Genomic DNA, 19,128 nt, shown 5'->3' on the forward strand with positions numbered 1-19,128 from the left:
CGCGGGTGGCACTCCTGCGACCCGCCTCCGAGCCGACGCCCGCCCCGCTGTCGCGGTACTGGCGGACCTACGTGGCCGAGTGCACCGAGCAGGTGCACCGCTTCCACCGGATCACCACGGTGATCACCGCGATGCAGGTGCGGACGTGGCTGACCGAGATCGGCAAGCGGCTGGACTCCGAGCTGGAGGCCGTGCAGCGCCTCGCCGCGGTCGGCGACTCCATCGAGCCCGCCCGGTTCCGCATCACCGAGCCCCCGGCGCGGCGGATCGCGGCCCGGCTGAACAAGGCGAAGGCGTCGCTGAAGCAGTCGGTGGACCAGGCCGCGGAGATCGCCGAGCAGGCCGTGCTGGACCCGACGCACGACGACGTCCGGGTCCATCTGAAGGTGCTCAACGAGCAGGTCGGGCGGCTGGCGATCGCCGCGCCGATGGAGGACGAGCCCGAGGCGCGACCGCGCCGCCGCCGGGGCCGCCGCCGCGCGTCCTGACCGCCGCGCACGTTCCGCGCGCGGACCGCACACTCGGACGATGGACGTCGAGGTACTGGACCCGGTCGGCGCGCGCGTCACCGGGGTGGCCCTGTCCGGAACCGACCCCGCCGCGCTCGGCGCACTGCTGGCCGAGCACGGCGTGCTGGTCCTGCCCGGCCAGGACGCGGTGGACGACGACGCGTTCCTCGCGTTCCTGCGCGCGTTCGGCCCGCCCGCCTTCACCGCCGGGGAGACCCCGCTCGGCACCCACCCGGACCTCAACGTCGTCTCCAACGTCGGGCGCACGACCCCGCCGCGCAGCGCGTTCCACGTCGACACCAGCTACGTCGCCGCCCCGCCCGCCTACACCGCGCTGCGCGCGGTCACCGTGCCCGAGCGGGGCGGCGCGACGCAGTTCTCCAACCAGTACCGCGCCTACGAGACGCTGCCGGAGCCGCTGCGCGCCCGGCTCGACGGGCGCAGCATCCGCCACGTCGTCACCGGCCTGCCCCCCGGCGAGGCGGGCGCGGAGACCGAGGCCTGGCACCCGGTGTTCCGGCCGCACCCGCGCACCGGGCGCACGGCGCTGTACCTGTCGACCGCGGCACGCTGCGCCGAGGTCAGCGGGATGGACGCCGCGGAGTCGGCGGCCACGGTGCGCGAGCTGCTCGGGCACTCCACGCGCCCGGACAACGTGCTGGACCACCGCTGGGCGCCGGGGGACGTCGTGATCTGGGACAACGCCTGCGTCCTGCACCGGGCGGACCACTCCGGGGTCGTCGGTGACCGGGTGATGCACCGCGGGATGGTCCGCACGCACGTCTGAGGACCGGATCCGTCCGCGTCCGGGTGCATGCTGCACGGCATGAGCGATCTCGTCCTCGGTGCGACGGCCCTGCCGCCCGGCTACGGCACCGTCAACCCCTTCGTCGCCGTGACCGGGCCGGGTGGCGCACCCGCGTTCGTCGACTTCCTGACCGCGGTGTTCGCGGGGCGGGAGACGCGGTCGGCACGCACGCCGGACGCCGACGGCCTGCTGATCCACGCCGAGGTCAGGGTGGGGACGTCGACGATCATGCTGTGCGACTCGAAGCCGGGCTGGGCGTTCACGCCGGCGCTGCTGCAGGTGTACGTGCCCGGTCTGGACGAGCCGGTCCTGCGCGCGGTGGAGCGGGGCGCGGAGGTGGTCACCGAGCCGACGCCGTTCCACGGCGACCAGCGCCTCGCCCGGCTCCGGGACCCCTGGCACAACCTCTGGTGGCTGTTCGAGTACGGCGAGCAGAGCACGGCGCCCGCGGAGCACCCGGACGAGGTCCCGCAGTGGCGGCCGGACCCGTCGGCGCCGGCCGGCTACGTGAAGCGGACCGTGGACGGGGCGCTGCGGGCACTCACGCCCCCGGGGTGAGCGGCCCCGCCGGACCCCGGCCGCGCCGTCCGTGGGCCCCTGCCACGGCGCCGGCGAACAGCTCCGGCAGCGCGATCCCGGCGGCGCCGGCCATCGTGACGATCACCGAGGTCCGCGCGTAGGAGCAGTACAGCCCGGCCTCGAGGAACCACGGGCGGCCGTCCGGGTCGACCCGGAAGTCGAACAGGCCGTAGTCGCGGCACCCGAGCGCCGTGAACGCGGCCCGCGCCGCCTGCTGCACCGGCCCGGTCACCGGGTCGGCGGGGTCCACGATCCAGGACCGGGCGTCCTTCGCGACCAGGCGCAGGTCCCCGTCGCCGGTGCGGGCGAGCTTGTCGTCGGCGAGCCGGACCGGCTTGTCGACGGCGTCCATCCGGTACTCCTCCAGCGGGAGCCCGACGAGCCCGCCGTCGCGCTCGACCACCGCGCAGCGCACCTCGCGCCCCAGCGGGACGAACTCCTCGACCAGGGCCCGGTCGCCGTGGGCGAACGCGTCCTCCAGCGCCACCTCGAAGCCGCCGGGCTCGCGCACGAGCGTGACGCCGACCGAGTTGTCGGTGTCGACCGGCTTGACGACCGCGGGCGGGGCCACCGTCGGCGTACCCCCGGATCGCAGGGTCTCCCCCGCCGGGACGGCCACGCCGTCGGCGGCGACGACGGCGCGGGCGCGCGCCTTGTCCGCCCCGAGCGCCATGACGTCCGGGGTGTTGCCGACGTAGGGGATCGCGAGCAGGTCGAACAGCGCCCGGTAGTGCGTCATCCCCGGGCGGCAGAACATCTGCGGCACCATCACGTCGACGCCGAGCCGCTCGATCCGGGCGACGGCCGCGGCCGGTGACAGCAGCGGCGCCGCGGCGAGCGAGGCGCGGTCCAGCGCGGCCGGGAAGCGCCACCCCTCGGGCGTGACGTGGGCGATCACGAACTCGTAGCGCGCCGGGTCGGCGGTCGCCTGCAGGCAGTCCGCGGCGTAGAGCCGGGACAGGTCGCCGAAGAAGTCGTCCACGCCGGAGCCGACGAGGTGCAGGACACGCAGCACGGTTCAGTCCCCCGCCGGCTCGACGAGCTTGCCGATGTTCACGTCGATCGTCACCCAGGGCGTCCCGCGCAGCAGGCTCCGCCACAGCAGCGAGGCGATCTGCAGGTGCGGGACCAGCAGGAACGGCAGCGGGTCGTCGACGTCGAGCAGCGCCTCCTTGCCGCGCGTCACGATCCGCAGCCGCTCGCGCCACGACCGCGGGTCGGCCAGCAGCAGCCCCAGCTCGTGGTGCAGCCAGTAGGTGGGCCGGCTCGCCGCCGTCGGCAGCACCGTGTCCGGCCCGGCCTCCAGGTACGACGCGGCCAGGCCCGGGTGGTCGTAGAACAGGGTGATCGCCGAGTGCGTGCGCGGGTTGCACTCGATCGCGACGACGCGGCCGCCGGGTTCCTCGATGAAGTCGAACGACAGCTGCCCGGTCACCCCGAGCTCGCCGCAGAACCGGCGCACCCAGTCCTCGATGACGGGATGGTCGACCATCTCGTAGTTGAGCTGGAAGCTCGACGACGGGCAGCAGCAGTACAGCCGCACCCGGCCGTCGCGGACGGTGGCGTGCGTGCAGTACTCGGTGCCCGCCACGAACTCCTGCAGGATCCACGGGTTGTCGGCGCTGATCGGCAGGGACCGCACGAACTCCGCCGTCTCCCGCGGCGTCGGGCGCGGCAGCGGGGTGAGGTCGCGGCGGCGTACCGGGTCGTAGGCCAGCGACTTGAGGATCCAGGTGCGCCCGGGGGTGGCGGCGAAGTCGTGGTCGATCACCTGCTGCGGGTCGCTGATCCGGCGCGCGGCCGGCACGGGCAGGCCGAACCCGGCGGCGGTCGCGGTGAAGCGGTGCTTGTCGTCGAGCATCGCGACGACGTCGGCGTCGGGGTGCACGACCGAGCAGGACGGTTCGAGCAGGCGCCGGGCGTCGGCGTCGTACCAGCTCGCGACGGGGCTGCACACCGGCACGTAGACGTCGGCGCCCTCGCGGCGGGCGACCTCGGCGAGCGCCTCGGCGTAGCCGGGCGCGTCCGGCGCCGGCACCACGTGGAACGCGTCCACCGCGCGGGAGAACCGGTGCCCGCTGAGCCGGTAGCGGGCCTGCTCGACGAGCACGACCCGGTGCCCGGCCCGGTGGAACGCCCGGGCCAGCGCCAGCGCCTTGGTCATCTTCCCGCCGGACAGGAGCACCGTGAGCCGGCGGGCGGGCCGGGCCGGCGGGCGTCGCCGGGCCAGCCCGGCGAGCGCGGCGGCCCCGGTGAGCGCGAGGTCGGCGGGCAGCGCGGCGGTGAGCAGCGCGAGCGCGCCCGCGGTGCGGGCACGGGTGGTGGCCCCGCCGGGCGGCCCGCCGTCGGGGCCGCGGCCCAGGGCACGCCCCGCCAGGCCGGCCGCGACGAGCGCGACGACGCCGCCGGCCAGCAGCCCGGCCGTCCGCCGCGCCGCGCCGGCCCCGGCCGGCGGTGTCCGGTGCCGCCCCGCCGGGGCCGGGCCCGAACGGGCCCGGCCCCTCGGTGCGGTGGTGCGGCTCATGCGACCCGGCGGATCAGCGTCAGCCCGTCGCGCAGCGGCACGAGCACCTGCTCCACGCGGGGGTCGTCGGTCACCCGCCGGTTGAACGCGGCGATCGCGTCCCCGTTCGGGGTGCGCCCGCCGGTCCACGGCTGCCCCTGCATCAGCGTGTTGTCCACGCAGACGACCGCGCCCGGGGCGAGCAGGTCGCCGTCGAGCAGGGTGTCGAGGTAGCCCGCGTACCCGGCCTTGTCGGCGTCGACGAACACCAGGTCGAAGCGCTGCCCGCGCAGCCGCGCCAGGGTGTCCGCGGCCGGGCCGACCTCGACCCGGATCCGCCGCCCCGCCGGCGACCCGGCGAAGCAGTCCCGGGCGAACGCGGCCACGTCGGCGTCGACCTCGCAGGCGACGAGCTCGCCGTCGCCGGGCAGGGCCTCGGCCATCGCCAGCGCGGAGTAGCCGGTGAACATGCCGACCTCCAGCACCCGGCGCGCCCCCGTCATGCCGACCAGGAACGCGAGGAACCGGCCCTCGACGTGCCCGGACAGCATCTCCTGCTCCAGCGTCCCGGTCCACGGCGCGGCCCGGGTCCGCCGTTCCAGCTCGACGAGCGCCGCCGAGGCCGGTGAGGTGTGCGCGTCGAGGTAGGGGTCGAGCCCGGCGGCGAGGTCGCGGGCGCGGTGCAGGTCGGCGAGCCACCCGGGGCTCGCCATCGCCGCGCGGCGGGCCAGGTCGTCGAGCAGCTCGGCGAGGATCGTCGTCGGGGTGACCGGGCGGGCGGGCCGGACGGGTGCCCCGGTCACGTGCGCGACCACATGTCCACCCCGCCGGACGCCGTCGGCAGGCCGGCGACGACGTCCTTGTGCGCGGCCAGGGCCTCGGCCAGCTCCGCGGGCGTGGCGTCGTTGACGAAGTGGCAGGTGCCGATGGGACTCGGGACGGCGGCACGCAGCTGCCCGGCGCGGGTCTGGGTGATCGACTCGGTGGCCTCGGCGAGCAGCTGCGGGGTCAGGTACGGGCTGTCGACGGTGAGCCCGAGCCCGCTGAACAGCCGGTGGATGCGGTCGCGCTCGCCGGTGGTGATGTAGCCGCGGCGCTCGGCGAAGGTCGCGGAGAACGCCATGTCGACGCTGATCGCGTGCCCGTGCAGCATCGGGGTCTCCGGTGCCAGCTCCAGCGTCGGGCTCCAGGTGTGGCCGAACGCGATGACCCGGTCGAGGTCGAGCTCGTGCAGGTTGCGGTGCTCCAGCTCGAGCATGGTGTGGACGGCGTCGTAGGTCGCGCGGTGCGAGATCTCGCGGAGCTCGGGGGTGCCGTCGCGGTGGCCGAACCCGGTGGCCAGCAGGTCCTCGCCGTACTTCTCCAGCAGGTCGAACAGCCCCGCGTTCGCCACCGTCGCGATCTTGATCATCTCGGCGACGCCGTTGCGGACCTGCGCCTCGGGCAGCGTCGCCAGGAACGAGAAGTCCAGCAGCACGTCGTGCGAGGGGTGGAAGGCACCGAGCCGGTTCTTGTGCCGGCCGTGGTTGACCGCGACCTTCATCGCGACGCTGGCGTCGATGAGACCGATCAGCGTGGTCGGGATGCGGACGTAGGGCGTGCCGCGCTTGTAGGACGCGCACGCGAACCCGGCGACGTCGGTGGTCAGCCCGCCGCCGACGACCAGCGGCGGCTCGGTCCGGTTGAGCCCGAACCCGGCGAACGCGTCGACGATCCGCTCCAGCGTCCGCAGGCTCTTCGCCGTCTCGGCGATCGTCAGCGGGACCGTCGTCAGTGCGATGCCGTGGTGGTCGAAGTAGGCGCGGATCCGGTCGCCGTAGAGCTCGTGGACGGTCTCGTCGACGACCATCAGGCAGCGCCCCCGCTCGCGGTACAGGTCCGCGACCCGGCCGTTCTCCGGCGCGAAGGCACCGTCGACGTAGGACAGCGTGAACTCGATCCGTTCCCAGCTCTCGACCCGGAAGCCGGTGTCGCTCGTGGTCAGCAGGGCCTGGGGATTGCTCATGTCCTCTGGTCTCCGATCAGGTCGATCCGGGGCGGGGCATGGGACTCGTGGGCACGCTCGCGCCGGGCCCGGTCGTGGCGACCGGACCCGGGCCCGTGCGGGTGGGGTGGGCTCAGCGGGTGACGCGGGCGAGCAGCGCGCCGTCGTCGAGGGCCTCGACGCGCTCGGTGGCGGCGGAGAAGTCGTGGCCCGCGGTGTTGGCGTTCGGGAACGCGACGACGGGGACACCGGCGGCGGAGGCGGAGGCGACCCCGCCGACGTTGTCCTCGATGGCCACGACGGTGTCGGTGCTCTCGCCCAGCGCGGCGACCGCGTGCGTGTACGCGGCCGGGTCGGGCTTGGGCCGCGCGACGATCGCGCGGTCGATGAGCAGCGCGAAGTCGGTGCGGCCGAGGTCCGGGCCGAGCGCGTCGATGACCGCGTCGACGTTGTCGCGCGAGGTCGTGGTCACCAGGCCGACGGTGACCCCGCGCCCGTGCGCGGCCCTGATCGTCTCCACGACGCCGGGGCGCGGGCGCACACCGTCGGCGCGCAGCCGCTCGCGGAACACCTCGGACTTGGTGGCGTGCACGGCCGCGGCGTCGACCGTCTCACCGGTCGACGCGGCGTGCTCGGCGATGCGGTCCGCGCCGCCGTTGGAGCCGAGCATCGCCAGGTAGTCGTCACGGTCCCAGTGCCAGTCCAGCCCGTGCTTCTCGAAGGCGGTGTTGAACGCCTCGCGCTGCAGCTCGGAGGTGTCGGCGAGGGTGCTGATGGAGCCGAAGAGGATCGCGGGCACGGCAGTGCTCCTTCGCGGTCGGGGCACGCGCGACCGCCGTCCCGGCCAGGGGCTGCGGGACGGTCGTGCGCGGGCGCGGACGCTCGTCGAGATCGCCGATCCCGCTGCGCGTGACGCGCCGGACCGACCGGTTCGCGGAGGGCGGCCGCTTCCTCGACCGCCTCCCCGTCCAGTATCGAGGGGCCCCCGGGTTCGGCAACTCGAACTCGGGCGGCCGCGCTCAGAAGGGCCGGTCCCCCGCGATCGCCACGCGCTCGGCGACGCGCGGGTGCGGGTCGTAGTCGGCGACGGCGTAGTGCTGGGTGGCGCGGTTGTCCCAGAACGCGAGCGTGCCCTCCGACCAGCGGTGGCGGACCTGGAACTCGGGCACGTGGGCCTGGGCGAACAGGTGGCGCAGCAGCGCGTCGGACTCCGCGGGCGGCAGGCCCGCGATCCCGGTGGTGAACGACGCGTTGCCGTAGAGCGTGCGGCGCCCCGTCTCGGGGTGGGTGCGGACGACGGGGTGCACGACCGGCGGGAACAGGTCCTGCACGCGGGCGAGCCGGTCGGGGTCCAGGAAGCGCGCGAAGCCGGGCACCATGTCGTGCATGGTGCGTCGGCCCTCCGGTCGTGGACAACGGGGTGTCCACTGCGCGGTGACCTGTCCGGTCAACCCCGCCGGGCGCCGGCCCGGACCCACTCCGCGGCGGCCCGCCCGGCGGGCGTCATCCCGGCCGTGACGTCGCGCACGTCGCTGTCGGGCAACGGGAACCGGACCCCGTCGAGGGTCGACGCCCACACCGACGCCGCGAGGTCGGCCGGGCCGACCGCCGTCGCGAGCAGCGGCACGACGCGCCGGTACTCCGAGCGCACCAGCGCGTCCAGGGCGGTGGCGGCGACCGACACGTCGAAGTCCGGGTCACCCGCTCCGGCGGAGTCGGCGAGGTCGAGGCTGCGCCGCTCGGCGATCACCCCGAGCAGCACCGGGTGCAGCCGCGGGTGGTCGCCGAGGACGCGGTCGGGGTCGACGTCCCAGTGCCCGGGCTCGCCCAGGTCCAGCGCCCGCGCGCAGAACTCGCGGTGGAACATGTTCAGCGCCAGCAGCCGCAGCACCAGCTCGCCGCGCTCGTACTCGGTGCCGGCGGCGGTGAGGCCCGCCCGGGTCAGCACCGACCACGTCCACGCGGCCCAGGCCTGCTCGGAGCCGGTGTGGCAGAGGTCGAAGACGTCCTCGGCGACCTCGGTCAGGTCCCCGAGGACGTCGGCGGGTCCGGGGGTGCGAACAGCTCGTCCCACATGTCGGTCATCGGGGACGGTTCTACCCGGGCGCCTCGGGCGGGCACCGGCGCCCCCTTTCGCGCGCACCGCTCGGGAACAGGCGTTGCCTGGCACCGCCGAGCGCGTTGATCCGGTATGAGCAGCGACGGGCAGCCCGAGCAGACCGCGGTCGTCCTCCCGCTGGGGGACTCCGCGACCACCGATCCGTGGGAACTCCTCGCACGGGGTGAGGGCGCGATCCTTCACTCCGCGCCGAGCCCGGGGACGGGCACCGACTGGCGCAAGCCGCTGCGGGCCACCAGCGCCCTCGCGCAGGGGCTGTCGTCGGCGGCGGCCGCCACGACCCAGGCGGTGAGCGCAACCGGTCAGCGGTTCGTCCTGCAGATGCCGGGCGGGAGCACCGACTCCCTGGTGAGGGCCGTCGGCGGCGGCTACCGCGGTGTCGCGACCAACGCGACGGGCACCATCACGGGCCAGGTCCGGCTCCTGCCGATGGGCCCGAAGGCCGTGATGGGCGCGATGGGGCCGGTCGGCGTCGGTCTTCTCGCCCTCACGGTCGCATCGGAGATGCTCGGGGGCGACGAGCAGGCCCGCACACTCGGCGAGATCGCCTCGGGCGTGGAGCGACTCACCGCGCGACTCGAGCTCGACGACGAGGCGGAGCTGCGGACCGCCGAGCAGACGATCGAGACCGCGCACGCCGCGCTGCTCGACGGCGCCACCATCCCCGAGAGTGTGGGGCTCGGGGCGGCGATGCGGGACCTGCAGGTCATCCGGAACCGCTCCGTGGCGCTGCTCGACGGCTGGGAGCACGTGGTCGGGGAGTGCGCCGCGACGACGTCGGGCTCGGAGCTGCGGGAGAAGCTGGGCAACGTCGGCGCCCTGGGCTGGGAGGGCTTCGGCCTGGCCGTGCACACGGCCTACCGGGCGATCGCGCTCGACAGCCGCCGCACCGTCCTCACCGCGACCGAGGCGCAGCTGCGGAACCCCGGTGCACCCCTCTCCGCGTTCCGCGCCGCGGTCGACGCCGATCTCGCCGCGCGCGCCGACGAGGTGCGCCGGATGCGGACGCTGTTCACCCGGCTGGCGGCGACACCGCTGATGGCCAGCACGTTCTCCGGCCGGTTCCTGCCGGCGTTCGCCAGCGACGAGGCCGCCGACAACGCACGGACGCAGGCCCTCTTCGCGCATCTGGCCGCAGCGCTGGCGCCCCAGGCGTCGCTCCCCACGTCGGTACGGGCCGACACCATCACGATGGACTCCCGCCCGGACGGGACGGCGCGCCTGATCCGTCCCGTCTGAGCACGGGCCGCGTGCCGGGATCCGGACAGGACGGTTGCGGACCCGCTCACGGGGTAAGCGCCGGACAGCACTCCCCCACGGCACACGGACCGGGTGGCCCGCCGTGTCGGCGGTCGTTCCTCGAAACCGTCGGCCCCGACAGGCAGGATGGCCCCATGACCACCACCGAGTCCGCACCGACCGCGCGCCCCTCCGGTCTCGACCTCAGGTGGGTCGACCCGGGGGTCCGTCCGCAGGACGACCTGTTCGCCCACGTCAACGGCCGGTGGCTGGCGACCCACGAGATCCCCGACGACCGCTCGCAGGACGGGGCGTTCCGCGTGCTGCGCGACCGCGCGGAGGAGCAGGTCCGCGCGATCGTGGAGGAGTGCGCGTCGTCGTCGCCGGAGCCCGGCACGGAGGCCCGCAAGATCGGCGACCTGTACCGCGCGTTCATGGACGTCGAGCGGGTCGAGCAGCTCGGCCTGGCCCCGCTGCGCCCGCTGCTCGACGAGATCCACGCCGCGGGCGACCGCGCCGCGCTCGCCGCGGTGCTCGGCCGGCGCCAGCGCGAGGGCCGGGCCGCGCTGTTCGGGGAGTTCATCGCGACCGACCTCAAGGACTCCTCCCGCTACCTGGTCAACCTCAACCAGGCCGGGCTCGGGCTGCCCGACGAGTCCTACTACGGCTCCGAGGGTGACCCGGAGATCCGCAGGAAGTACGCCGAGCACCTGCAGCGCCTCGCCGAGCTGGTCGGGCTCGCCGAGCCGGCCCGCGTCGCCGAGCAGGTCCTGGACCTGGAGACCGCGCTCGCCGAGGCCTCGTGGGACCGCGTCACCAACCGCGACGCGGAGAAGACCTACACCCTCATGACCCGCGAGCAGCTGCGCGAGAGCGCGCCCGGGTTCGACTGGGCCGAGTGGGAGACCGCCCTCGGGGTGCCCGCGCACGCCTACGACGAGGTGATCGTCCGGCAGCCGAGCTTCGTCACCGCCGCCGGCGAGCTGTGGGCCGCGCGCCCGCTGGAGCAGTGGCAGGCCTGGCTGGCGCTCGCCGTCGCCGGGTCCTGCGCGGAGTACCTGACCGCGGAGCTGGTCGAGGAGGACTTCGACTTCTTCGGCCGCACCCTGTCCGGCACCCCGGAGCTGCGGGAGCGCTGGAAGCGCGGGGTGTCGCTGGTCGAGGGCGCGCTCGGCGAGGCCGTCGCCCGGATCTACGTCGAGCGGCACTTCCCGCCGCACGCGAAGGCGCGGATCACCGAGCTGGTCGACAACATCGTCGAGGCCTACCGCCGCTCGATCTCGACGCTGGACTGGATGAGCCCCGCGACGCGCGAGCGGGCGCTGGACAAGCTCGGCAAGTTCACCCCGAAGGTCGGCTACCCGGAGGCGTGGAAGGACTACTCCGACCTGCAGATCGATCCGGCCGACCTGCTCGGCGACGCCGGCCGCGCCGCCGAGTGGCGCCACGACTTCGAGTACGCCAAGCTCGGCGGCCCCGTCGACCACGCCGAGTGGCTGATGACCCCGCAGACGGTCAACGCCTACTACCACCCGCGGCTCAACGAGATCGTGTTCCCGGCCGCGATCCTGCAGCCGCCGTTCTTCGACGCCGACGCCGACGACGCCGCCAACTACGGCGGGATCGGGGCCGTGATCGGCCACGAGATCGGCCACGGCTTCGACGACCAGGGCTCGCGCTACGACGGCGACGGCAACCTCACCGACTGGTGGGAGAGCGCCGACCGGACCGAGTTCGAGTCCCGGGCCCAGATGCTCATCGACCAGTACGACGGCCTGTCCCCCGCCGGGCTGCCCGGGCACACGGTGAACGGGTCGCTGACCGTCGGGGAGAACATCGGCGACCTCGGCGGCCTCACGATCGCGCTCAAGGCCTACGCCATCGCGCACGAGGGCGGCGAGCCGCCGGTGATCGACGACCTGACCGGCGAGCAGCGGGTGCTGTTCGGCTGGGCGCAGGTGTGGCGGGCGGTGACCCGCGAGGCGGAGGCGATCCGGCGGCTCACCACCGACCCGCACTCGCCGCCGGACCTGCGCTGCAACGCGGTCGTCACGAACCTGGACACCTTCCACGAGGCGTTCGGGGTGACCGAGGACGACGGGCTCTACACCGACCCGGACAAGCGCGTCCGGATCTGGTGAACCCCGCCCCTGCGCCGGGTTGACCGCCCGGCGCAGGGGTATCCGTCCCCATGACGCAGAAGTTCGCCAAGGGCACGTGGGTCGCGTGGAACTGGGGCAACGGGACCCCGACCGGCAAGGTCGTGGACCACTCCACCGACCGGATCGAGAAGACGATCGACGGGACGACGCACTCCCGCAACGGGACCGACGACAACCCGGCCTACGTCCTGGAGCAGGAGGACGGGCAGACGGTCCTCAAGCTCCACTCGGAGCTGAAGAAGGCGTGAGCCGCCGGCGACGGCGCCGGACCACCAGGTAGGCCACGACGAGCACGGCGAGGAAGGGCACGCCCGCCTGCGCCGCCGTCGCGAACTGCGCGGTGAACGGCGTCGTCGCCAGCACGGCCGCGACGAACAGCATCGCCCCGAGGGTCGTGTACGGCGCGCCCCACAGCCGTACCGGGCCGGGCTCGTGCGCGGTCCGCCTGCGGAACACCAGGTGGCTCGCGAAGATCAGCAGCCAGGTCACGAGCGCGCCGAACAGCGCGAGCCCGACCAGCAGCGGGAACGCGGTGGCCTCGGCGAACACCGACACCAGCGACGCGAGCGCCAGGCCGGCCGCGGACAGCGCGAGCGCCCGCTGCGGGGCACCGTGCCGGCTGGTGCGGGCCAGCGCGCGCGGCGCGTAGCCGTCGCGGGCCAGCGAGTAGGTCATGCGCGCGGTGACGTAGAGGTTGGTGTTCATCGCCGACAGCGCCGCGGTGAGCACCACGAAGTTCATGACGGCCGCCGCGGCCGGCACCCCGGCCAGGTCGAACAGGCGCACGAAGGGCGAGGCGGTGACGTCGTCGCCGGTGGTCACGCTGTTCCACGGCAGCAGGGTGACGACCACCAGCATCGCACCGACGTAGAACATCGCCAGGCGCACGACGGTCCGGCGGGCCGCCCGCGGGATGTCGCGGACCGGGTCGGCGGACTCGGCGGCGGTCACCGCGACCGCCTCGGTGCCGAGGAAGGAGAACGTCACCACGGTCAGGGCCAGCCAGATCGCGCCGAGCCCGTTCGGGGCGAAGCCGCCGTGCGCGGTCAGCGCGCCGAACCCGGCCGGCTCCTGCCCGGGCAGCCCGAACACGATCGCGCACACCCCGACCACGATGAACGCGACGATCGTCACGACCTTGATCATCGCGAACCAGTACTCGGTCTCGCCGAAGAAGCGCACCGCGCCCGCGTTCACCGCGAGCATGACCACCGAGAAGCCGACCACCGGGATCCAGAGCGGCAGGTCGGGGTACCAGAACTGCAGGTAGAGCCCGGCCGCGACGACCTCGCTGCCGATGTTGACGACCTGTGCGGCCCAGTACATCCAGCGCTGCACGAACCCGGCGCCGTGCCCGAGGTAGCGCTGGGTGATGGGGCCGAACCCGCCGGCCTCGGGGTGGCGGACGACCATCTCGGCCAGCGCGTAGGCCAGCACCAGCGCGACGACGGCGGCGACCACGTAGGCCACCACCACCGCGGGCCCGGCGATGGAGATGGCGAGACCGGAGCCGAGGAACAGGCCCGTCCCGATCGCACCGCCCACCGCGATCATGCCGATCTGGCGTCCGTCGAGATCACGGCGCAGGCCGTCCATCGTGCTCCCCGCAGGTGTACCGCTCCCCCGGCCCGGATCGCGGGCGGGGCGCGCCACCGCCGGTCGCGGGCCGGTGGGCCGCGGCGGTGCGGGGCGCAACGGGCGCCGATCCTCGCACGTGCCCCGGGGGCGGACGGCGTCAGGCCCGGGGGCCGTCCGGGGCAGCGTCGGCGAGCGCCCGGCGGTACCAGGTGACGTCGCGCCACGCCCCGTGCTTCCAGCCGACCCCGCGGAAGGTCCCGACCTCGGTGAACCCGGCGGCGCGGTGCAGCGCGGCGCTCGCCGGGTTCGGCTCGGTCGCCCCGGCGACGGCGACGACCATCCCCCGCGCGGCGAGCTCGGCGAACAGCGCGTCGTAGAGCGCGCGGCCCAGCCCGCGGCCGTGGGCGGCGCCGTCGAGGTAGACGCTGACCTCGCAGGTCCAGGCGTAGGCCGCGCGGGACTTCCACGGGCCGCCGTAGGCGTAGCCTAGGACCTCCCCGTCCGGGGCGGTCGCGACCAGCCAGGCGTGGCGCTGCTGCGCGGCCGCGATCCGCTCGGCCATCTCCACCGGGCCGGGCGGCTCGGCCTCGAAGGTGACCGCGGTGTCGCGGACCCAGGGCGCGTAGATGCGGGCGCAGGCGTCGGCGTCCTCGGCGGTGGCGGGTCGGATCACGGCTCGGTCGGTCACGTCGCACAGCGAATCACGGTGCGCCCGCGGCCCGGGCGGGTGAGGATCGCGGTGTGCTGCTCTCGGTCGTGCTCGGACTGCTCTTCGGACTGGCGGGCACGTCGACGTCGGGGGTGACGGTCGCGCTGCCGCACCTCGCCGAGGGGCTCGGCGTCGGCACCGCGCACGCGACGTGGATGGTCAGCGGCTACGCCGTCGCGCTGGCCGTCGCGACGCCGGTGCACGGGCGCCTCGCCGACGCCGTCGGCATCCGCGCCCCGCTGTGCGCGGGGGTGAGCCTGCTCGGGCTCGGTGCGCTGGGCGCGGCGTGCGCGCCGTCGTTCGGGCTGCTCATGGTCGCGCGGGTCGCGCAGGGGCTCGGCGCCGCGGCCGTCCCGGTGCTGGCCGCGGCCCTGCTGAGCGCGCGCACCCCGCCGGAACGCCGGGGCGGCGCGCTGGGCAGGCTCGCCGGGACCTCGGCGATGCTGTCGGCCCTCGGCCCGCTCGTCGGCGGGGCGCTCACCACCGTCGGCGGCTGGCGCGCGGCCGTCGCGCTGCCCGCACTCGCGCTGCTCGCGGTGCCGTACCTGTGGCGGCGCGCGCAGGTCCCCGGCGACGGCGCCCGCGTCGACCTGGCCGGCGCGGTGATCGTCGCGACGGCGGTGTCCGGCCTGGTCCTGCTCGTGCAGTCGCCCAGCGCGGGCACCGCCGCCGCGGTCGCCGGTGGCGTACTGCTCGCCGCCGGTGTGCCCGCGACGGCGCTGTGGGTGCGGGCCCGGCCCGACGGGTTCCTGCCGCGCGCCGTGGTCCTGGACCCGACCGTGGTGCGCAGCTCGCTGTGCGCCTCGGCGATCCCTGCGAGCTGGTTCGCACTGCTGCTGGGCATCCCGCTCACGCTGGCCGAGCGCGGGTGGGGCCCGCTCGCCACCGGGCTGGTGCTGGTGCCCTCGGCGCTGGTGGCGCTGGCGTGCCCGGCCGCGTCGGCGTACCTGCAGGCCCGGATCGGGCCGCGACGCACGCTGACCCTCGCCTGCGCGACGACCGTCGCCGGGCTCGGCGTGGCCGTCGCCGGGGTGGCCGCGCACCTGCCGTGGGTGCTCGGCCTGGCACCGGCGCTGGTGACGCTGGCGTTCGGGACCGGGCAGCCCGCGATGATCGCCGCCGTCGGCACCGCGGTCGCCCCGGCGCGGCGCAGCGGCGCGATCGGGGTGGCGACCCTGTGCTTCCTCACCGGGGCCGGGATCGGGGCCGCGGTGATCGGCGGGTTCGCCCCGGTCCTCGGGCAGGCGACGGCCCTGGCGCTGCTGCTGGTGCTGCCCGTCGCGGGGACCCTGGTCCAGGCGCTGACGGGCCGCCGGGTCGACGGCTGACGCCGCCGGTGGTCGCGACGACCGGCGCCGCTCACCGGCCCGCCCGGATCTCGCGGCGGACCTGCTCGGCGTAGCGCTCGCGCAGCGCCGCGGCCGGGAGCCCGCTCCCGCCCGCGACGTCGTCGAGCCACACCCGGAAGCAGCCGTGCAGGCCGCGGACCAGGCCGTCGAGCAGGCAGGACGCCGGGTCCAGCGGGTCCAGGACGGTCGAGAACGCGCGGTGCCCCTCCGGTCCCGCGGCGGGTCCGGAGCGCTGCGGGCAGAGCACGAACCAGCCGAGCCGGGCCAGGGCCGCCTCCTCGAGCAGGTCGGTGACGAGCTCGTCGTCGGCGACGCCGCCGGGCCCGCACAGCGCGTGGCGCACCACCGGCAGGTCCTCGTGCCCGATCGCCTCGGCCAGCGCGACGACGTCGGGTACCGCGTGCCCGACGCGGGCCGACACCACCGTGGCCGAGGCGCGCAGCCACCCCAGCAGCGCGACGGCGGCGGCCGCGGGCTCCACGTCGGTCACGATCGCGGGCGGTCCGAGCGGGTCGTCGTGGAGCAGGGAGTGGGCGAGCCGCACCTGCTCGGCGGGGGCGTCGCGGCGGAGGTGGGCCACGGCCTGGGCGCAGCGTCCGCGCAGGACGCCGTCGTCGGCGTCGAGGACGGCGCCGATCTCGGTGCGGACCTCGGCGACGACGGCCTCGCGGAACGCCCGCCCCGGCGCGTCGGCCACGATCCGGCCGAGCAGGTGCGCGGTCTCGGCGCAGCCGTCCTCCATCACGCGCAGCAGGTCGCCGACCGGCTGGTTCGGGTGGCGCACGGCCTCGGGCAGCTGCAGCGCGCCGATCTCGTGCACGGCCCGCTCGGCGTAGGCGGCCCACAGGTGCGCCGACAGCGTGGTCAGGGCCTTCGCGGCCCGGCGGGCCCGCACGGGGTCGAGGCCGCGCGGGACGCGGGCCACCCGCGCGGCGACGGCGCCGTCGCCGGTCGGCCAGCAGGCGAGGAGGGTCGACGCGGCCGGGTCGTGGGCGTAGGTGGTCACGGCGCGGCCGTCCGGGTGCGGGTCATGCGGCTTGGACGACGCCCGCCGCGGGCCGGTTCCGCCCGGCCGGGTCCCCGGCACCGGTGACCGCGCCCGCCCCGGGCCGGGTCACCGCGGGACACGGGCCACGCCGGCACCGCCCGGGTGGCGACGGTCTCCCGGCGACGTCGTCGTCGAGCGTTTGGAGCGGCCGCGCCGCTCAGGCGTTGCCCAGCACCCGCACCGGCGCGACCAACACCGCCGCCCGCCGCTGCTCGGCCATCGTGCGGTCGTAGGCGTCCCAGTCGTCGTGGGTGCCGCCGCAGGCGGTGAACACCTCGCGCAGCAGCCGGGGCACGTCGACGCCGTCGCGCGGGTCGTCCGGGCCGATGATCTCGGCGTCGCCCTCGACGGCCGCCCAGCGCCACCCGGCCCGCCAGAGCAGCGACGTCGCGGGTCGCGCACGCGACGCCCGCAGCTTGACGGGGCCGTAGGTGACGTAGGCGGCCACCGGCGCACCGGTGACGGGATGGTCGAGGACGCCGGCGTTCACCAGCGAGGTGTGCGGGCGGCCGTCGGCCCGCACGACGGCGACGGTGCACAGCCCGGAGTCCTCGGCGACGATCCGCCGTACCGCGTCCAGATCCATGCCGCCAGTGTGGCGCCTCAGCGCCAGCCGAGCTTCTCGGTGCAGGCGGGCCAGGCCTTCCAGCCCTGCTCCTCCTGGACCTTCTTCGCGATCTCGATCTGCTGGGCCTTGGTGGCCTGCTCGGCGCTCGGCGCGTACTGGCGGCCGCCGAACTCCTTCCAGGTCGACGGCGTGAACTGCAGGCCGCCCTTGAAGCCGTTGCCGGTGTCGGCGTCCCAGTTGCCGGTGCTCTCGCAGTGCGCGAGCTTCTCCCAGGTCGCGGTGCGCTCGACCGACGGCGCCGCGGACGAGGCCGACTCGGCCGCCGACGCGGTCCCGGCGATGCCCAGCGGGGCGGCGGCCATCGCGGCGAGCGCGCTCACGCGCGCGACCATGCGGCCGGTCTCGGTGGGCTTGCGGTGGCGTCCTGCCATGGTCGTCCTCCTACCTCGGGGAGCAGTTCCTCGCCCGGGCCGGCGTGAACGGGGAGCGGCCCGGAGCGGCGGACACCGTAACCATGCCGAGACCTTCGGTCACAACCCGTGACACGCGCTCACCGACGGGTGCGCGACGAGCGGTCGCCTGCCGTCGATCACCGACGAATGCAGTAACGCAGAGGCGTCGCGCCGTCCGCCGATCAGCCGCGGCAGCTCGCCGCGGGCACCGGTTCTCCGGTCGACGCGGGGCGCACGAGGTGTCCCAGCACGACCGCGACGACGGCGAGGGCCGCGACGACCCCGCCGTAGGTCAGCGCCGTCGGGCGCAGCCCGGCCGCGGTCGCGGCGACCCCGGCGACCATCGCCGGGACCGAGAACGCCAGGTAGGCAAGGGTGTAGGTCGCGGCGAACACCTCGCCGCGCTCGTGCGGGGCCGCGAGCGAGGACAGCGTCCCGAACGTGGCGTAGGACGCGGCGCCGAACCCGAACCCCGCGGTCAGCGTGCCCGCCGCGGCGAGCACGAGCAGCCCGGCGGCCACCCCGGCGAGGGTCACGACGGTGCCGAGCGCCAGCAGCGCCGCAGCCGGGACGAGCAGGCGCGCCGGGACACGCCGGCGCAGCGCGAACGCCGTCACCGCGCCCGTCCCCACCAGCGCGACGACGGTCAGACCGCCGACCAGGTGGCTGCGCACCCCGAGGACCTCGGCGACGACCGAGGGCCCCAGCGACAGGTACAGCCCGCCGAGCGACCAGCTCGCCAGCAGGATCGGCACGATCGCGAGGAAGCCGGCGCGGATCCGGGCGGGCACCCCGGCCCGCGGGCGCAGCGACGCGAGCGCCCCGGGGCGGCGGTCGATCGTCTCGGGGATCAGCGCGACGAGCACGGCGGCCAGCACGAGCCCGGCCAGCAGCAGCACCCACACCAGCCGTGTCGGGGCCGGGGCGTACTCCACGAGCAGGCCGCACCCGAGCGCGCCGAGGGCCAGCCCGGCGAGCGGGGCGGTGCCGTTGACGGTGCCCGCGCGGGCGGGCCGCCCGCCGCGGACGGCGAGGTCGACGACGGTCGCGGGCAGCGTCGCCGTCGCCGCGCCGGTGGCGACACCCTGCACGACGCGGGCCGCGACGAGCCAGCCGACGCGGTCGGCGGCGAGGAACAGAACCAGCGACACGATCTCCAGCGCGATCGCGCCGAGCAGGACGGGCCGGCGACCGACGTGGTCCGACAGCGACCCGGCGACCAGCAGCGCCCCGATCAGCGCGAGGACGTAGACGGCGAACACCGCGGTCAGCGTGGACTCGGTGAACGCGAACCGCTCCTGGTAGACGACGTAGAGCGGCGACGGCGCCGAGCTCGCGGCGAGGAACCAGACGAACGTCGCGGCCACGGCGGCGAACGCCACCGTCGGGGACAGGCGGGGCACGGGAGCTCCTCGGCTCGGCGGCTACTGAGCATCGGCAACTACCCCGGCGCGCGCCGCATGCCCTCCGCCCCCGGCAGCGGCGCGCTCCGAGGGGAACCCTCGGGGCTTCCAGAGCCAC

The 19,128-nt window shown here is 75.5% G+C and carries 19 protein-coding genes and 1 pseudogene; 7 read left to right on the forward strand and 13 right to left on the reverse strand.

Going from position 1 to position 19,128, the window contains the following annotated elements:
- Window positions 1-5 precede the first annotated feature (5 nt).
- Genes WJX68_RS24175 through WJX68_RS24185 form a run of 3 tightly spaced genes read left to right on the forward strand, consistent with a single transcriptional unit; the run spans window position 6 to window position 1,875 of the window.
- On the forward strand, window positions 6-488 hold the full coding sequence (locus WJX68_RS24175) for a hypothetical protein (protein ID WP_340295087.1): 483 nt from the start codon (window positions 6-8) through the stop codon (window positions 486-488).
- Between the two features lie 40 nt (window positions 489-528).
- A complete protein-coding gene (locus WJX68_RS24180; protein ID WP_340295089.1) occupies window positions 529-1,296 on the forward strand; it encodes a TauD/TfdA dioxygenase family protein in 768 nt (255 codons plus the stop codon).
- Window positions 1,297-1,335: 39 nt separating this feature from the next.
- The gene (locus tag WJX68_RS24185; RefSeq protein ID WP_340295091.1) at window positions 1,336-1,875 is read left to right on the forward strand and encodes a VOC family protein; all 540 of its coding nucleotides are present in this window, start codon (window positions 1,336-1,338) and stop codon (window positions 1,873-1,875) included.
- On the opposite strand, the gene WJX68_RS24190 is transcribed toward WJX68_RS24185, so the two are convergent.
- From WJX68_RS24190 to WJX68_RS24220, 7 genes and pseudogenes are all read right to left on the reverse strand, one after another.
- A complete protein-coding gene (locus tag WJX68_RS24190; protein WP_340295093.1) occupies window positions 1,859-2,911 on the reverse strand; it encodes a D-alanine--D-alanine ligase family protein in 1,053 nt (350 codons plus the stop codon). The genes WJX68_RS24185 and WJX68_RS24190 overlap by 17 nt on opposite strands.
- Before the next feature lie 3 nt (window positions 2,912-2,914).
- Window positions 2,915-4,420: an ATP-grasp domain-containing protein gene (locus WJX68_RS24195; RefSeq protein ID WP_340295095.1), complete on the reverse strand. Its 1,506-nt coding sequence runs from the start codon at window positions 4,418-4,420 to the stop codon at window positions 2,915-2,917.
- Complete coding sequence (locus WJX68_RS24200; RefSeq protein ID WP_340295097.1) at window positions 4,417-5,202, reverse strand: O-methyltransferase; 786 nt, start codon at window positions 5,200-5,202, stop codon at window positions 4,417-4,419. The genes WJX68_RS24195 and WJX68_RS24200 overlap by 4 nt, the downstream gene beginning before the upstream one ends.
- Complete coding sequence (locus WJX68_RS24205) at window positions 5,199-6,404, reverse strand: sedoheptulose 7-phosphate cyclase (RefSeq protein ID WP_340295099.1); 1,206 nt, start codon at window positions 6,402-6,404, stop codon at window positions 5,199-5,201. Before WJX68_RS24205 ends, WJX68_RS24200 begins: the two co-directional genes overlap by 4 nt.
- 112 nt (window positions 6,405-6,516) lie before the next feature.
- Window positions 6,517-7,182, reverse strand: a complete 666-nt coding sequence (locus WJX68_RS24210) for an HAD family hydrolase (protein ID WP_340295101.1) — start codon at window positions 7,180-7,182, stop codon at window positions 6,517-6,519.
- Between the two features lie 220 nt (window positions 7,183-7,402).
- Window positions 7,403-7,768 (reverse strand): annotated as a pseudogene (locus WJX68_RS24215) (TauD/TfdA dioxygenase family protein); the annotation flags it as partial.
- A gap of 62 nt (window positions 7,769-7,830) precedes the next feature.
- Window positions 7,831-8,457 carry a hypothetical protein gene (locus tag WJX68_RS24220; RefSeq protein ID WP_340295103.1) on the reverse strand — a complete coding sequence of 209 codons (627 nt, stop codon included), beginning with the start codon at window positions 8,455-8,457 and terminating at the stop codon, window positions 7,831-7,833.
- Between the two features lie 117 nt (window positions 8,458-8,574).
- Between WJX68_RS24220 and WJX68_RS24225 the strand changes: the two genes are divergently transcribed.
- The 3 genes from WJX68_RS24225 to WJX68_RS24235 all read left to right on the forward strand — a co-directional run bounded on the left by WJX68_RS24225 (window position 8,575) and on the right by WJX68_RS24235 (window position 12,151).
- Entirely contained in the window at window positions 8,575-9,741 is a 1,167-nt protein-coding gene (locus tag WJX68_RS24225) for a hypothetical protein (RefSeq protein ID WP_340295105.1), read from the forward strand.
- A 155-nt stretch (window positions 9,742-9,896) separates the two neighbouring features.
- On the forward strand, window positions 9,897-11,882 hold the full coding sequence (locus tag WJX68_RS24230) for a M13 family metallopeptidase (RefSeq protein ID WP_340295107.1): 1,986 nt from the start codon (window positions 9,897-9,899) through the stop codon (window positions 11,880-11,882).
- A 50-nt stretch (window positions 11,883-11,932) separates the two neighbouring features.
- Window positions 11,933-12,151 (forward strand): hypervirulence associated TUDOR domain-containing protein, encoded by a 219-nt coding sequence (locus WJX68_RS24235; RefSeq protein ID WP_340295109.1) that lies wholly within the window; start codon window positions 11,933-11,935, stop codon window positions 12,149-12,151.
- Here WJX68_RS24235 and WJX68_RS24240 read toward each other — a convergent pair.
- Together WJX68_RS24240 and WJX68_RS24245 are read right to left on the reverse strand one after the other, a co-directional pair.
- Window positions 12,120-13,499, reverse strand: coding sequence for an amino acid permease (locus WJX68_RS24240; RefSeq protein WP_340295111.1), 1,380 nt, complete (start codon window positions 13,497-13,499; stop codon window positions 12,120-12,122). The two genes, WJX68_RS24235 and WJX68_RS24240, sit on opposite strands and share 32 nt — an antisense overlap.
- 139 nt (window positions 13,500-13,638) lie before the next feature.
- Window positions 13,639-14,169 carry a GNAT family N-acetyltransferase gene (locus WJX68_RS24245; RefSeq protein ID WP_340295113.1) on the reverse strand — a complete coding sequence of 177 codons (531 nt, stop codon included), beginning with the start codon at window positions 14,167-14,169 and terminating at the stop codon, window positions 13,639-13,641.
- 53 nt (window positions 14,170-14,222) lie between these two features.
- Here WJX68_RS24245 and WJX68_RS24250 point away from each other — a divergent pair, with 53 nt between their 5' ends.
- Complete coding sequence (locus tag WJX68_RS24250; protein WP_340295115.1) at window positions 14,223-15,518, forward strand: MFS transporter; 1,296 nt, start codon at window positions 14,223-14,225, stop codon at window positions 15,516-15,518.
- Between the two features lie 31 nt (window positions 15,519-15,549).
- On the opposite strand, the gene WJX68_RS24255 is transcribed toward WJX68_RS24250, so the two are convergent.
- From WJX68_RS24255 to WJX68_RS24270, 4 genes are all read right to left on the reverse strand, one after another.
- Window positions 15,550-16,545, reverse strand: a complete 996-nt coding sequence (locus WJX68_RS24255) for a hypothetical protein (RefSeq protein WP_340295117.1) — start codon at window positions 16,543-16,545, stop codon at window positions 15,550-15,552.
- A 199-nt stretch (window positions 16,546-16,744) separates the two neighbouring features.
- Window positions 16,745-17,173, reverse strand: coding sequence for a pyridoxamine 5'-phosphate oxidase family protein (locus WJX68_RS24260; RefSeq protein ID WP_340295119.1), 429 nt, complete (start codon window positions 17,171-17,173; stop codon window positions 16,745-16,747).
- Between the two features lie 17 nt (window positions 17,174-17,190).
- A complete protein-coding gene (locus WJX68_RS24265) occupies window positions 17,191-17,586 on the reverse strand; it encodes a transglycosylase family protein (RefSeq protein WP_340295121.1) in 396 nt (131 codons plus the stop codon).
- Window positions 17,587-17,789: 203 nt separating this feature from the next.
- Entirely contained in the window at window positions 17,790-19,010 is a 1,221-nt protein-coding gene (locus WJX68_RS24270; protein ID WP_340295123.1) for an MFS transporter, read from the reverse strand.
- Window positions 19,011-19,128: the final 118 nt, after the last annotated feature.

Origin of the sequence: Pseudonocardia spirodelae (assembly GCF_037727765.1) — a bacterium.
Taxonomy (GTDB): Bacteria; Actinomycetota; Actinomycetes; order Mycobacteriales; family Pseudonocardiaceae; genus Pseudonocardia; species Pseudonocardia spirodelae.

Bases quoted from the DNA above. Each gene is read 5' to 3' on its own strand.
- WJX68_RS24180 (WP_340295089.1), top strand. From the start codon at position 529: ATGGACGTCGAGGTACTGGACCCGGTCGGCGCGCGCGTCACCGGGGTG.
- WJX68_RS24185 (WP_340295091.1), top strand. From the start codon at position 1,336: ATGAGCGATCTCGTCCTCGGTGCGACGGCCCTGCCGCCCGGCTACGGC.
- WJX68_RS24195 (WP_340295095.1), bottom strand. From the start codon at position 4,420: ATGAGCCGCACCACCGCACCGAGGGGCCGGGCCCGTTCGGGCCCGGCC.
- WJX68_RS24205 (WP_340295099.1), bottom strand. From the start codon at position 6,404: ATGAGCAATCCCCAGGCCCTGCTGACCACGAGCGACACCGGCTTCCGG.
- WJX68_RS24225 (WP_340295105.1), top strand. From the start codon at position 8,575: ATGAGCAGCGACGGGCAGCCCGAGCAGACCGCGGTCGTCCTCCCGCTG.
- WJX68_RS24230 (WP_340295107.1), top strand. From the start codon at position 9,897: ATGACCACCACCGAGTCCGCACCGACCGCGCGCCCCTCCGGTCTCGAC.
- WJX68_RS24235 (WP_340295109.1), top strand. From the start codon at position 11,933: ATGACGCAGAAGTTCGCCAAGGGCACGTGGGTCGCGTGGAACTGGGGC.
- WJX68_RS24240 (WP_340295111.1), bottom strand. From the start codon at position 13,499: ATGGACGGCCTGCGCCGTGATCTCGACGGACGCCAGATCGGCATGATC.
- WJX68_RS24260 (WP_340295119.1), bottom strand. From the start codon at position 17,173: ATGGATCTGGACGCGGTACGGCGGATCGTCGCCGAGGACTCCGGGCTG.
- WJX68_RS24265 (WP_340295121.1), bottom strand. From the start codon at position 17,586: ATGGCAGGACGCCACCGCAAGCCCACCGAGACCGGCCGCATGGTCGCG.